This window comes from Methylobacterium longum, assembly GCF_022179385.1.
GTDB classification, from domain to species: domain Bacteria; phylum Pseudomonadota; class Alphaproteobacteria; order Rhizobiales; family Beijerinckiaceae; genus Methylobacterium; species Methylobacterium longum.
Window position 1 is genome coordinate 42,265 of record NZ_BPQS01000013.1, and the last position, 13,680, is coordinate 55,944.

At 69.4% G+C, this 13,680-nt stretch carries 14 protein-coding genes; 12 read left to right on the top strand and 2 right to left on the bottom strand.

What is annotated here, in order from left to right; translation table 11 throughout:
- The first annotated feature begins 263 nt into the window (after positions 1 to 263).
- Positions 264 to 656, top strand: a complete 393-nt coding sequence (locus tag MFF58_RS13865) for a response regulator (protein ID WP_238288745.1) — start codon at positions 264 to 266, stop codon at positions 654 to 656.
- A gap of 252 nt (positions 657 to 908) precedes the next feature.
- Here MFF58_RS13865 and rpsU read toward each other — a convergent pair whose 3' ends face one another.
- Positions 909 to 1,244, bottom strand: coding sequence for a 30S ribosomal protein S21 (rpsU, locus tag MFF58_RS13870; RefSeq protein ID WP_238288747.1), 336 nt, complete (start codon positions 1,242 to 1,244; stop codon positions 909 to 911).
- A 221-nt stretch (positions 1,245 to 1,465) separates the two neighbouring features.
- Between rpsU and MFF58_RS13875 the strand changes: the two genes are divergently transcribed.
- From MFF58_RS13875 to MFF58_RS13925, 11 genes are all read left to right on the top strand, one after another.
- A complete protein-coding gene (locus tag MFF58_RS13875) occupies positions 1,466 to 2,512 on the top strand; it encodes a threonine aldolase family protein (protein WP_238288749.1) in 1,047 nt (348 codons plus the stop codon).
- A 160-nt stretch (positions 2,513 to 2,672) separates the two neighbouring features.
- On the top strand, positions 2,673 to 3,116 hold the full coding sequence (gene aroQ, locus MFF58_RS13880; protein WP_238288752.1) for a type II 3-dehydroquinate dehydratase: 444 nt from the start codon (positions 2,673 to 2,675) through the stop codon (positions 3,114 to 3,116).
- A gap of 143 nt (positions 3,117 to 3,259) precedes the next feature.
- Entirely contained in the window at positions 3,260 to 3,961 is a 702-nt protein-coding gene (locus MFF58_RS13885; RefSeq protein WP_238288754.1) for an orotate phosphoribosyltransferase, read from the top strand.
- Between the two features lie 12 nt (positions 3,962 to 3,973).
- Positions 3,974 to 5,053, top strand: coding sequence for a dihydroorotase (gene pyrC / locus MFF58_RS13890; RefSeq protein WP_238288756.1), 1,080 nt, complete (start codon positions 3,974 to 3,976; stop codon positions 5,051 to 5,053).
- Positions 5,054 to 5,256: 203 nt separating this feature from the next.
- The gene (locus MFF58_RS13895; protein ID WP_238288764.1) at positions 5,257 to 6,702 is read left to right on the top strand and encodes an amidase; all 1,446 of its coding nucleotides are present in this window, start codon (positions 5,257 to 5,259) and stop codon (positions 6,700 to 6,702) included.
- A gap of 432 nt (positions 6,703 to 7,134) precedes the next feature.
- The gene (locus MFF58_RS13900) at positions 7,135 to 8,910 is read left to right on the top strand and encodes an acetolactate synthase 3 large subunit (RefSeq protein ID WP_238288766.1); all 1,776 of its coding nucleotides are present in this window, start codon (positions 7,135 to 7,137) and stop codon (positions 8,908 to 8,910) included.
- 81 nt (positions 8,911 to 8,991) lie between these two features.
- Entirely contained in the window at positions 8,992 to 9,534 is a 543-nt protein-coding gene (gene ilvN, locus MFF58_RS13905) for an acetolactate synthase small subunit (RefSeq protein WP_043347129.1), read from the top strand.
- A 121-nt stretch (positions 9,535 to 9,655) separates the two neighbouring features.
- A complete protein-coding gene (locus MFF58_RS13910; protein ID WP_238288768.1) occupies positions 9,656 to 10,300 on the top strand; it encodes a glutathione S-transferase family protein in 645 nt (214 codons plus the stop codon).
- Between the two features lie 84 nt (positions 10,301 to 10,384).
- Positions 10,385 to 11,041: a TetR/AcrR family transcriptional regulator C-terminal domain-containing protein gene (locus MFF58_RS13915; protein WP_238288770.1), complete on the top strand. Its 657-nt coding sequence runs from the start codon at positions 10,385 to 10,387 to the stop codon at positions 11,039 to 11,041.
- A 12-nt stretch (positions 11,042 to 11,053) separates the two neighbouring features.
- Positions 11,054 to 12,073, top strand: a complete 1,020-nt coding sequence (gene ilvC / locus MFF58_RS13920; protein WP_238288772.1) for a ketol-acid reductoisomerase — start codon at positions 11,054 to 11,056, stop codon at positions 12,071 to 12,073.
- A 165-nt stretch (positions 12,074 to 12,238) separates the two neighbouring features.
- Positions 12,239 to 12,892, top strand: coding sequence for a pyridoxamine 5'-phosphate oxidase family protein (locus MFF58_RS13925; protein WP_238288773.1), 654 nt, complete (start codon positions 12,239 to 12,241; stop codon positions 12,890 to 12,892).
- 4 nt (positions 12,893 to 12,896) lie between these two features.
- On the opposite strand, the gene tam is transcribed toward MFF58_RS13925, so the two are convergent.
- Positions 12,897 to 13,676: a trans-aconitate 2-methyltransferase gene (gene tam / locus MFF58_RS13930; RefSeq protein ID WP_238288781.1), complete on the bottom strand. Its 780-nt coding sequence runs from the start codon at positions 13,674 to 13,676 to the stop codon at positions 12,897 to 12,899.
- Positions 13,677 to 13,680 lie beyond the last annotated feature (4 nt).

The window sequence follows — 13,680 nt, forward strand, 5'->3', positions numbered from 1 at the left end:
GATGGGTCCGCGCCGCCCAGCAGGTTAACAGTCGGTCCACTTCGGTGAACAGTTTCTTAACCGCCCGTGCGTTGCGCCAATTTCGGGCGTTGTGCACGAAAGTGATGACCCTTGGCCGCAGGGCAGGCATACGCCCGCCGAATCGCCACGACTCTTGTGAGCCGGCTCCTGACAGGCCAGCATGGCCGAATCGGGGAATCAGAAGCCTGCTCATGAGGCCGTGACCCGTCGAGGGGTAAATCACCGAGATCAGGAGACCTTTCATGGATCGCGCACAGCCCGATAGTTCCAGCCCCGTGGCTCTCGTCGTCGAGGACGACGCGGCGGTGCGCGATCTCGCCACCGCGGTGCTGGAAGAGACGGATCTCGGCGTGATCGCTTGCGAGAGCGCGGAGGCGGCCCTGTCGGTGCTGGAGCGCGCCGACGTCACCGTGGCCCTGCTCTTCGCCGACGTGCGCCTGCCGGGCGCGATGGACGGTATCTCCCTCGCTCAGGCGGTGGGCCGCCGCTGGCCGGACGTGCGCGTGGTCATCACCTCCGGGGCGAGCCGCGACGCGCGCCTGCCCGATCAGGCGGTGTACATGCAGAAGCCGTGGCGCGCCCTCGACGTGCTGGTTCAGGCCGAACGCGCGACGATCGCCGCCAAAGCTGCCTGAACCCGGGCGGCCTGAAGCAAGGCTGCCTGAGCCTGGGCGGCCTTTCCGAACGGTCTGCGTGAGCGCAGCGGCGCGACCTGGAGCCTCACGACCTCCCCGGGCGTGGGGCGACGGGCTTGTTTCGCTTCGCTCGCGAGACCGGCGGCCTGGCCGAGCGGGCGGATGGCCGGCAGGACCCGCCCGGCACCCGGCCATAGAAAAAGCCCGGCCGCTGACGCGGGCCGGGCTCTTTCGAAGCCGCTCCGTGGTCGCTCAGGCGACGGGAGCCGGCGTGACCGGGACCTGACCCGAGGCGTTGCCGCCCTGCGGCTGCGCCGCCGTCGGGGACGGGAAGCCGGGGCGACGGCCGCCGGCGGGGAAACGGGGCTTCGGCTTCGGCGCGGCGATCAGGCCCTCGCGGATCGCGGTCTTGCGGGCCTGCTTGCGGGCGCGGCGGACGGCCTCGGCCTTTTCGCGAGCTTTGCGCACGGACGGCTTCTCATAAGCCTTGCGCTGCTTCATCTCGCGGAAGATGCCCTCGCGCTGCATCTTCTTCTTGAGGACGCGGAGCGCTTGATCGACGTTGTTGTCGCGAACGAGTACCTGCAACGGACTTGATCCTCTGGACCTGGATTTGGGGCTCGCGCAGCCCGCCGCCGATCTGGAAACCGGCAACGTCCCTCGCCCGGGATGAACCCGGGAGGGACGGGAACGTCGGTTTCCGAATCGGCGTGGAGCCCACGCATTGGCGGGCCTATTACACCAAGCGCGCACCAGTTCCAACCTGCTTGCGCGATCCATCTTCGCCGGTGTCGTGCTAGGTTGCGCGGATGAGACACGACGACTCGCAGCAATTCGCCAGCGACAACTACTCCGGCATCTGCCCGGAGGCCTGGTCGGCCATGGAGGCGGCCAATCGCGGCCATGCCCCGGCCTACGGCGAGGACGGGTGGACGCAGCGCGCCGCCGACGCGTTCCGGGCCCTCTTCGAGACCGAGTGCGAAGTGTTCTTCGCGTTCAACGGCACCGCCGCCAACGCCCTGGCGTTGGCCGCCCTCTGCCAGTCCTATCACAGCGTGATCTGCGCCGATTCGGCCCATGTCGAGACCGACGAGTGCGGCGCACCGGAATTCTTCTCCAACGGCTCGAAGCTGCTGACCGTCCGGACCGAGGGCGGCAAGCTCACGCCGGACGCGATCCGCGGCCTCGCTCAGAACCGGAGCGACATCCACTTCCCGCGGCCGCGGGTTGTAACGATCACGCAGCCCACCGAGACGGGTCAGGTCTACAGCCTCGCCGAGCTGCGGGCGCTGTCGGCGACCTGCCGAGACCTCGGTCTTGCGCTCCACATGGACGGCTCGCGCTTCGCCAATGCCTGCGCGAGCCTCGGCTGCAGCCCGGGCGACATGACGTGGCGGGCGGGCATCGACGTCCTGTGCTTCGGCGGTACCAAGAACGGGATGCATGCCGGCGAGGCGGTGGTGTTCTTCGATCCGAAGCTCGCCGAGGATTTCGGCTACCGCTGCAAGCAGGCGGGCCAACTGGCCTCGAAGATGCGCTTCCTCGCGGCCCCCTGGGTCGGCATGCTGGAGAGCGGCGCATGGCTGAGGAACGCCACGCACGGGAACGCCTGCGCCCGGCGCTTCGCCGAGGCCGTCGCCGGGCTGCCAGGGGTGCGGGCACTGTTTCCCGTGGAGGCCAACGCGGTCTTCCTGACGCTGCCGCCCGCCACCATGGACGGCCTGCGCGCCCGGGGATGGCGGTTCTACACCTTCATCGGCGGTGGCGCGCGCTTCATGTTCGCCTGGGACGCGAAGCCCGGGCGCGTGGACGAGCTGGTCCGCGACCTCGGTGCGCTCTCCGCCGCGGCGGCGTGAGCACGGGGCCGGACCGGTCGATCCGAGCCGCGCTCCGATCCCCGCGCGGCCGATGCGATCCGGCCTTGCCCGAGGGGATGCGAACTGACTTACAAGGTCGAGTATGGGGACGAGGCCCGGGCGGTAAGTCGGCCACGCCGCCCGGGCCACGGGGCACACGATGAACGACACTGTCCTGGTCCTGAACGGGCCGAACCTGAACCTGCTCGGCAAGCGACAGCCCGAGATCTACGGCCGCGAGACGCTGGCCGACGTCGAGGCTCTTTGCCGCGACACGGCCGCCGGCTTCGGGCTGCAGGTCGATTTTCGGCAAAGCAATGCGGAGCACGTGCTGATCGACGCGATCCACGATTTCCGTGTCGGATCCGCCGGGATCGTCATCAACGCGGGGGCCTACACCCACACCTCGGTGGCGATCCTCGACGCGCTGAACACCTGCGCGGTGCCGGTGATCGAGTGCCACATCTCGAACGTCCACCGGCGCGAGGCCTTCCGCCATCACTCCTATATCTCGCTCGCCGCGACGGCCGTGCTCGCCGGGTTCGGGACGCACGGCTACGCGCTCGCAATCCGGCACCTCGCGCATCTCCGGGCCGGCGCTTGAGGCGCGGATAGCGTCCCGCGCAGACTTGACGCGTGCGGAGCCAGGGCGGAGGAGGGCGGCCAGACCTCAGTCTCACGCGCTCTCAGCCCCCGGCCGGGTCCGTCGCCGATGGAGAGCGCCCTCAGCGGGAGCGCGCACGCCGCATGACCAGCCCCTTCCTGCCCCTCGACCGGACGGTGATCGCCCGCGAGGCGGCCAAGATGTTCCTCGAGATCGGCGCGGTCCTCTTCTACAAGGACGAGCCGTTCAAGTTCACGTCGGGCTGGGCGAGCCCGGTCTACACGGACAGCCGGAAGATCATCTCGTTCCCGCGCCTGCGCTCGACCCTCATGGACTTCGCCACCGCCACGATCGTGCGCGAGATCGGCTACGAGAAGCTCACCCACATCGCGGGCGGCGAGACCGCCGGCATCCCCTTCGCGGCCTGGATCGCCGACCGGATGATGCTGCCGATGCAGTACATCCGGAAGAAGCCCAAGGGCTTCGGCCGCAACGCCCAGATCGAGGGCGAGATCGTCGAGGGCGCCCGGACGCTGCTGGTCGAGGACCTCGCCACCGACGGGCGCAGCAAGGTGAATTTCTGCAACGCCCTGCGCGAGTCCGGCGCCCAGGTCGATCACTGCTTCGTGCTGTTCTACTACGACATCTTCCCGGGCAGCGCCGCGCTGATGGAGGAGATCGGCATCAAGCTCCACTATCTCACCACGTGGTGGGACGTGCTGGCGGTGGCCAAGGAGATGGGCACCTTCGACCCGAAGACGCTCGACGAGGTCGAGCGCTTCCTCAACGCCCCGGCCGAATGGTCGGCGGCCCATGGCGGCATCTCCGCCTTCGGTCAGGCCTGAGGAGTTTTCGCGATGGGCGTCGCCGACCTGTTCCCCGCCGAGCGCCAGGAGGCGAAGCCGGTCGAGCGGATCACCATCCGCCGGCCGGACGACTGGCACATCCACCTGCGCGACGGCGCGATGCTCAAAGCGGTGCTGCCCTACACGGCGGCGCAGTTCGCCCGGGGCATCATCATGCCGAACCTCGTGCCGCCGGTGACCACGGTCGCGGCCGCGCGGGCCTACCGAGAGCGCATTCTGGCGGCTCTGCCCGCCGGGATGGACTTCACGCCGCTGATGACCTGCTACCTGCGGGACGACACGGATCCGGCCGAGATCGAGCGCGGCTTCAAGGACAAGGTCTGGGTCGCCGCCAAGCTCTACCCGGCGGGCGCGACCACGAACTCGCATGCCGGCGTCACCGACCTCCTCGGGATCGCCCCCGTGCTGGAGCGCATGGAGCGGATCGGCATGCCGCTTCTGATCCACGGCGAGGCGACCGAACCGGAGATCGACATCTTCGACCGCGAGGCCGCCTTCATGGAGGGCAGCCTGATCCCGCTGCTCGGCCGCCACCAGGGGCTGAAGGTCACCGTGGAGCACGCCACCACGGCGGAGATCCTCGACGTGGTCCGGGAGCACCGGAGCCGGTGCGCGGCCACGATCACGCCGCACCACCTCGTGATCAACCGGACCCACATCTTCCAGGGGGGCCTGCGCCCGCACCTCTACTGCCTGCCGGTGGCCAAGCGCGAGCGGCACCGGCTCGCGCTGCGCAAGGCTGCGACCTCGGGCGAGGCCTGCTTCTACCTCGGCACGGACACCGCTCCGCATGTCCGCGGCGCCAAGGAGGCGTCCTGCGGCTGCGCCGGCGTGTTCTGCGGGCCCTCCGCGCTCCAGACCTACGTGCAGGTCTTCGACGAGGAGGGGGCACTGGACCGGTTCGAGGCCTTCGCGTCGCTCAACGGCGCCCGTTTCCACGGGCTGGAGCCCAATGCCGGGACCGTGACCCTGGAGCGGCGGCCGGGCCGGGTCGCAGAGGCGGTCGCGGTGGACGACACGGCGGTGGTGGTGTTCCGCGGTGAGGAGACGCTGCCCTGGTCGGTGGCGTGACGGCCTCAGTGGCGGCCGGACGTCATCGCGAGCGCAGCGAAGCGACCCAGGGCAGCGCGACAACGGTGATCGTCGCGCGACACTGGATCGCTTCGCTGCGCTCGCAAACACCGACAGCGGCATTCCATCCTTTCAGCTAAAGGCGTCTTTGCCTGGATCCAACCTCCGGCTACCGATCTCCGTCGATCCGGAGGTAGTTTTCGATGCAGGACGCGCGACAGGACGGCATCACGGGGCTCGGCGCCGTGGACCTCGCCGCCGCCATCCGCGGCCGGGTGGTCTCCTGCGGGGAGGTGATGCGCGCCTATCTGGAGCGGATCCACCGGATCAACCCGCAGGTGAATGCCCTCGTGGGCCTCGCGGATGATGCCGCGCTCCTGCGGGAGGCCGAGGCCGCCGACGCCGCCCTGGCGCGCGGCGATGCCGTCGGCCCGCTGCACGGTTTCCCGCTGGCCGTGAAGGATCTCGACCCCGTCCGCGGCCTGCGGTTTACCCAAGGATCCCCGATCTTCGCCGACCGGATCGCCGAGACCGACTCGATCATGGTGGCCCGGCTGCGCGCCGCTGGGGCGATCTTCATCGGCAAGACCAACATCCCCGAGTTCGGCCTGGGCTCGCACAGCTTCAACCCGGTCTACGGCGCCACCGGCAACGCCTACGATCCGGAAAAGACCGGGGGCGGATCGAGCGGCGGCGCCGCCGTGGCGGTGGCTCTGCGGATGCAGCCGGTCGCCGACGGCAGCGACCATGCCGGGTCGCTGCGCAACCCGCCGGCCTTCAACAATTGCTACGGCCTGCGCCCGAGCTGGGGCCGGATCCCGGCCGAGGCCAAGGACGTGTTCAGCCCCGGCCTCGGGGTGCTCGGCGCCATCGGCCGGACGCCCGCCGATATCGGCCTGATGCTCTCGGTGCTGGCAGGCTACGATCCGCGCTGCCCGAACGCCATCCGGCAGGATCCATCCGCCTTCGCGAACTCGCTCGCCCGCGATTTCCGCGGCACGCGGATCGCGTGGCTCGGCGATTGCGGCGGGCAGATCCCGTTCGATCCCGGCGTGCTCGACCTCGGGCGTTCCGCGCTCTCAACCTTCGTCGACATCGGCTGCATCGTCGAGGAGGCGATACCCCGCTACGACATGGAGCAGCTCTGGCAGGACTGGCTGGTGCTGCGGGCCTTCACGGTCGCGGCGTCGCTCCGCCCGTTCCACGACGAGTCCCGTCAGCGGGCACTGCTGAAGCCGGAGGCCGTCTGGGAGGTGGAGCGGGGGCTGGCGCTCGGCGCCGACCGGATCATCGCGGCCCTGGAGGGGCGCACGCGCTGGTACGAGACCCTGCGCCGCTTCATGGACGCCTACGATTTCGTCGTCATGCCGAGCGCCCAGGTCTTCCCGTTCGACAAGACCCTGCGCTGGCCCGGGACGGTGGGCGGGCAGGCGATGGACACCTATCACCGCTGGATGCAGATCACGATTCCGGCGACGATGTCGGGCCTGCCGGCCCTCGACGTCCCGGCCGGCTTCGGAGCGGGCGGCCTGCCCACCGGCATCCAGATCGTCGGCCCCAATCATGGCGAGCTCGCCTGCCTGCAACTTGGCGCGGCCTACGACGCGGCGAGCAACTGGGTCCGGCGCTTCCCGCCGTCGCTGCAGTGAGGGGCATTGACCGGCTCGACACAGGGAAACAGCACGAACAGCCGCGCGGACGCGTTGACCGGCACCACGCGCTCCGCTATGAGGCCCGACACTTCACGCGCGACCGGTGTCGATCCACGTCGGATCGACTGGCCGCCGCGAGGCGAGTACGGATATCCGATGACCACGATCCTTATTGTAGCGGTAGCGTCACCGACGGGGCGGCCCTGAGCTAGGGTCGCGATCCGAGCGGTGGCGCATGCAGGGTCCCTCGGGGCCCTTTTTTGTTGCCCGCTCCAGGGCGGCATGGGATCGGCCGGACGGGATATCGAGGCGGACGGCACGTTCGGGCGAGGCGGGAACCGCCCCGCATGACGAGGGTGCGGTGAGAGAGGACGGGGCAGGGCGGCGGTCGGTGACCGCCGTGGCTCCGGAGAGCGCGAGGAGACGAGCATGAGCGGCGAGGTCATGACCGGGGCCGAGATGGTCATCCGGGCCTTCCAGGATCAGGGTGTCGATACGCTGTTCGGGTACCCGGGCGGCGCCGTACTGCCGATCTACGACGCGCTCTTCCACCAGAACGCCGTCAAGCACATTCTCGTCCGCCACGAGCAGGGCGCCGTCCACGCGGCCGAGGGCTATGCCCGCTCCTCCGGCAAGGTCGGCTGCGTCCTCGTTACCTCGGGTCCCGGGGCCACCAACATCGTCACCGGGCTCACCGACGCGATGCTGGATTCGATCCCGCTGGTCTGCATCACCGGCCAGGTCCCGACGCACCTGATCGGCACCGACGCGTTCCAGGAATGCGACACGGTCGGCATCACGCGCCACTGCACGAAGCACAATTACCTGGTCAAATCGATCGACGACCTGCCGCGCATCCTGCACGAGGCGTTCTACGTCGCGGCCAATGGCCGGCCCGGCCCGGTCGTCGTCGACCTGCCCAAGGACATCCAGTTCGCCTCCGGGCTCTACGAGCGCCCCGAGATCGCGAGCCACAAGACCTACCGCCCGGCGGTGAAGGGCGATGCCGACCGGATCCGCGCGGCCGTCGAACTGATGGCGACCGCGCGCCGGCCGGTCTTCTACACGGGCGGCGGCGTGATCAATTCGGGCCCGGAGGCCTCGCGCCTCCTGCGCGAACTCGTCCGCGAGACCGGCTTCCCGGTCACCTCGACCCTGATGGGGCTCGGCGCCTATCCGGGTACGGACGAGAAGTTCCTGGGCATGCTTGGCATGCACGGGACCTACGAGGCCAATCTCGCGATGCACGAGTGCGACGTGATGATCTGCGTCGGCGCCCGGTTCGACGACCGAATCACCGGCCGGCTCGACGCGTTCTCGCCCTTCTCCAAGAAGATCCACATCGACGTCGACGCGTCCTCGATCAACAAGGTCGTCAAGGTCGATGTCGGGATCGTTGGCGATTGCGCCTCGGTGCTGGCCGACATGCTGGAGGCGTGGCGCGCCCTGCCGTCGCGGCCCGACAGGTCCAACCTCGATCCGTGGTTCCAGAAGATCGGGACCTGGAAGGCGCGCGACTGCCTCGCCTACTGGCCGTCGGGCACGATCATCAAGCCGCAATACGCCGTCCAGCGCCTCTACGAGGCCTGCAAGAATCGCGAGACCTACATCACGACCGAGGTTGGCCAGCACCAGATGTGGGCGGCCCAGTACTTCAAGTACGACGAGCCGAACCGCTGGATGACCTCCGGCGGCCTCGGCACGATGGGCTACGGCCTGCCGGCGGCCATCGGCACCCAGCTCGCGCATCCGGACGGGCTCGTCATCGACATCGCGGGCGAGGCCTCGATCCTGATGAACATGCAGGAGATGTCGACGGCGGTTCAGTACCGGCTGCCCGTCAAGGTGTTCATCCTGAACAACGAGTACATGGGCATGGTCCGGCAGTGGCAGGAACTGCTGCACGGCTCGCGCTACTCGCAGAGCTACTCGGAGAGCCTGCCGGACTTCGTGAAGCTCGCGGAGGCCTACGGCGCCAAGGGCATGCGCTGCGAGAAGCCGGGCGACCTCGACGGCGCCATCGCGGAGATGCTCGCCCATGACGGCCCGGTGATCTTCGACTGCATCGTCGACAAGACCGAGAATTGCTTCCCGATGATCCCGTCGGGCAAGGCGCACAACGAGATGCTCCTGTCCGATTACCTCGGCGAGACCGGCGTCGAACTCGGCGACGTGATCTCCGAGGAAGGCAAGATGCTGGTGTGAGGGAGGGCGGCCCGGCGTACCGCCGGGCCGCGATCCGCCGCTGCGGCGGCAATGGGTCGAACGACGAGGACGAGGCCGGCGATGAATGCGATGAACACCCACTACCCCGATGCCGTCCGCGTCGAGCCGGTGAACCGGCACACGCTGGCGGTGATCGTCGACAACGAGCCCGGCGTGCTCGCCCGCATCTCGGGGCTGTTCTCCGGCCGCGGCTACAACATCGAGAGCCTGACCGTCTCCGAGACCGAGGAGGCGCGCCACATCTCGCGCATCACCATCGTCACCACGGGCACCAACGCCGTGATCGAGCAGATCAAGGCGCAGCTCGACCGGCTGGTGCCGGTCCACCGGGTGGTGGATTTGACGCTTCAGGGCAACGCCCTCGAGCGTGAGATCTGCCTCGTGAAGGTGAAGGGCGAGGGCGAGCACCGCAGCGAGGCCCTGCGGCTCGCCGCCGCCTTCGGCGCCAAGACGCTGGACGCCACGCTCAACTCCTTCGTGTTCGAGCTGACCGGGGCCACCGAGGAGATCGACCGGTTCGTGCGCCTGATGAGCGTGATCGGGCTGGTGGAGATCTGCCGGACCGGCATCTCCGCGATGGGGCGCGGGGCGGAGCCGCTTTAGGATCTGGCCACTCGGCCGAACGGTGTTGCGGAGCGCCGATTGAATCGATGAGGCGAGCCGATCGAGGCCGCCTTGCTGCGGCGAACGCGCCGCGCCCGACTTCGTCGATCAAGGATCACTCATGACCGCCCGCACCCTCTACTACGCCCCCGGCGCCTGCTCGCTGGCCGCCCACATCGTCCTGGAGGAATCCGGGCTGTCATACGAGGGCATCAAGCTCGACCTCGCCGCCGGCGACCAGCGCCGGCCGGAATACCTCGCGATCAACGATCGCGGCCGCGTGCCGGCGCTGACCGAGGACGGCTGGGTGCTCACCGAATGCGCGGCGATCATGCGCCACGTGGCCCGTCAGGTGCCGGAGACGGCATTGTGGCCCACCGACCTGCGCGAGCAGGCCGCCGCGGACGAGTGGCTCGGCTGGCTCGCCTGCAACCACCACGTGACCTACGCCCATGTCCGCCGGCCCGAGCGCTACTCCGACGACGAGAGCGCCCTTCCGGGCATCAAGGCGAAGGCGGCCAACACCTACGCCGACCTCGCCACCATGACCGAGGTGCGCCTCTCGCACGGCGGCTGGGCGGTGGGCGACCGCTTCAGCGTCGTCGACGCCTACCTGACGGTGTTCTGGTTCTGGGCCAACGGTCCGGTGCTCCGGTTCGACATGGCCGGCCGCTTCCCGGCCTGGACCGCCCATGCCCGTCGCGTTGCCGAGCGGCCGGCCGTGCAGGCCGTCTTCGCCCGCGAGGGCCTGCCCCTGCCGCGCTGACACGGTCGGGGCGCGGCACCCCCCTTGCCGCCATCCGCGAATCGTCCTAGAGCGCGTACCGTACGGTACGGTACGCCATTCGAGATGATGCAGACCAGCGCCACAGCAGAGCGGGACGCGCCTTCGGTACGCCAGCAGGCGGTGCTGGATGCCGTGCTCGGCCTCATGGTCGAGGACGGCGAGCAGCTCACCATGGATGCCGTCGCGCGGCGGGCGAGCTGCTCGAAGGAGACGCTCTACAAGTGGTTCGGCGACCGGGACGGGCTGCTGACCGCGACGGTGCGCTGGCAGGCCTCGCGGGTCCATGCGGGCTCCGATGCCGCGCATGTGCTCGACGGCGCGACCCTGCGGGAGCGCCTGCAGGACTTCGCCGTGACGTGGCTGGAGGTCATCACCGGTCCGACCTCGGTGGCGCTGAACCGGATCGCCATCGCGCATGCGGGCTCGCGCAAGAGCAACCTCGGCGGCATCGTCCTGGCGAACGGGCGCTTCGCCATCGGTGAGCGCGTGAAGCCCGTGCTGGAGGCTGGGCGCGCCGCCGGCCTTCTCGCCTTCGCGGACAGCGAGGCCGCCTTCCGGACCTTCTTCGGCCTCGTCGGCCGGGATATCCAGATCCGACTTCTGCTCGGCGAGACCCTCGATTTCGATGGGGCCGAGATCCGGCGCGATGCGGGCCGCGCCGTCGAGCAGTTCCTGGCCCTCTACGGCCGGGCCACAACCGACCCGAACCACCACGTTTAAGAGGAGACAGACATGCGGGTATATTACGATCGCGACGCCGACCTGAACCTGATCAAGGGCAAGAAGGTCGTCATCGTCGGCTACGGCAGTCAGGGTCACGCCCACGCGCTCAACCTGCGCGATTCGGGCGTGAAGGACATCGTCATCGCCCTGCGCGAGGGCTCCGCCACCGCCAAGAAGGCGGAAGCCGAGGGCTTCAAGGTCCTGTCGGTCGCCGAGGCCGCCCGTCAGGCTGACGTGGTGATGATGCTCACCCCCGACGAGCTGCAGGGCGACATCTACCGTGAGTCCCTCGAAGGCAACATGAAGCAGGGCGCCGCGCTCCTGTTCGCCCACGGCCTCAACGTCCACTTCAACCTGATCGAGCCGCGCAAGGACCTCGACGTCCTGATGGTCGCTCCGAAGGGCCCCGGCCACACCGTGCGCTCCGAGTACCTCCGCGGCGGCGGCGTGCCGACCCTGATCGCCATCGCGCAGGACGCCTCCGGAAACGCCCACGACCTCGGCCTGTCCTACGCCTCGGCCAACGGTGGCGGCCGCGCCGGCATCATCGAGACGACCTTCAAGGAGGAGTGCGAGACCGACCTGTTCGGCGAGCAGGCCGTGCTGTGCGGCGGCCTCGTCGAGCTGATCAAGGCCGGCTTCGAGACCCTGGTCGAGGCGGGCTACGCCCCCGAGATGGCCTATTTCGAGTGCCTCCACGAGGTGAAGCTGATCGTCGACCTCATCTACGAGGGCGGCATCGCCAACATGAACTACTCGATCTCCAACACGGCCGAGTACGGCGAGTACGTCACCGGCCCGCGGATCGTGACGCCCGAGACCAAGGCCGAGATGAAGCGCGTGCTGAACGACATCCAGTCGGGCACCTTCACCCGCAACTGGATGCTGGAGAACAAGGTCAACCAGACCTCGTTCAAGGCGACCCGCGCCAAGCTCGCCGCCCACCCGATCGAGGAGGTCGGCGCCAAGCTCCGCGGCATGATGCCGTGGATCTCCGAGAAGGCGCTGGTCGACAAGACCCGCAACTGATCCGCACCCGCGCGGTCGGGCTCTGCCCGGCCGCGCATGCCGGGGCCGGTCACGCGAAGGCGTGGCCGGCCCTTCGCGTTCCGGGTTGCCCGGCACCGGACATCCCGGCCATAAGCCCCGCAGCGGTCCCGCCTGCACGAGGACCGGCACGCGGAGAGGACACGCATGGCATCGCTCTATTCCGACGCGCACCGGGCGCTGCAGGAGGAGTTCGGCACCACCAAGCTCGCCGTGCGCCTCGACGAGGACTGGGTCCACGAGAGCGTCCAGCCGGACGAGGCCGCCTTCATCGGCGCCCGCGACATGTTCTTCCTCTCGACCGTCGACCCGGACGGCATGCCGACCGTCTCCTACAAGGGCGGCCCCACGGGCTTCGTGAAGGTGCTCGACGCCAGCACGCTGGTGTTCCCGGGCTTCGACGGCAACGGCATGTTCTACTCGATGGGCAACATCGAGGGTCAGGCCAAGGTCGGCCTGCTGTTCATCGACTTCGAGACGCCGCACCGCATCCGCGTGCAAGGCCACGCGACGCTGCTGCGCGACGACGCCCTCATGGCCGAGTACACCGAGGCGAAGTACCTCGTGAAGGTCGCGGTCACCAAGATCTGGGTCAACTGCCCGCGCTACATCCACAAGTACCAGAAGCTCGAGCAGAACAAGTACGTGCCGCGGCCCGGCCGCGAGACCCCGCTCGCCGCCTGGAAGCGCCTCGACCTCGCGGGCGACGTGATCAGCGATGCCGACAAGGCCCGTGTCGCCCAGGAGGGCAAGCTGGACGTCTCCGAGTACGAGGCGCTGATGGCCCGCGGCGAGGCCTGAGCCGCTACCGCGCCCGCGCCACGATGAACACCCGCGGGAAGGCCAACAGGCGCCGCCCGTCGCTGCGCGGCGGGTAGGCGGCCTCGATCTCGGCGGTGTAGGCCGACAGGAATCCGGCCCGCTCCCCGGCATCGAGCGGGTCGAGGAAGGGCCGGAGCCCCGTGGCGCTCACCCAGTCCACGATGGCGGCGGCATCCGCCATCCGGTGGTGATAGGCGGTGCGCCAGACATCGACCTCGGCGGCGTGCGGCGCCAACAGGTCGTAATAGGCCGCGGGCTCCAGCATCCGCCCGAGGCGGCCGGCCACGGCCGGATCGCCGATCGCCGCCGCCCAGGGTCCGTCCGCCGCGACGTCGCGCATCAGGCGATGGGTGGGCTCGGCGAGGTTGTCGGGCATCTGCACCGCGAGCACGCCGCCCGGGGCGAGGAGGCCGAACAGCCGCGGCAGCAGGCGCGCGTGGTCCGGCAGCCATTGCAGCACGGCGTTGGCGTAGATCAGGTCCGGCGCCCGCTCCGGAATCCAGGTCGCGGCATCGGCCAGCGCGAAGGCTAGGCCCGGAAGCCGGGCGCGGGCGCTCGCCAGCATCGCCGGCGAGGCATCGAGGCCGATCACCTCCGCGCCCGGGTAGCGCGCCGCGATCAGCGCGGTGGAATTGCCCGGGCCGCAGCCGAGATCGCAGGCCAGGAGCGGCGCGGCGAGGGGCACGCGGGCGAGGAGTTCGGCGGCGGGGCGGGTCCGCTCGTCCTCGAAGCGGGTGTAGAGGGCGGGGTTCCAATCGGCCATCGCA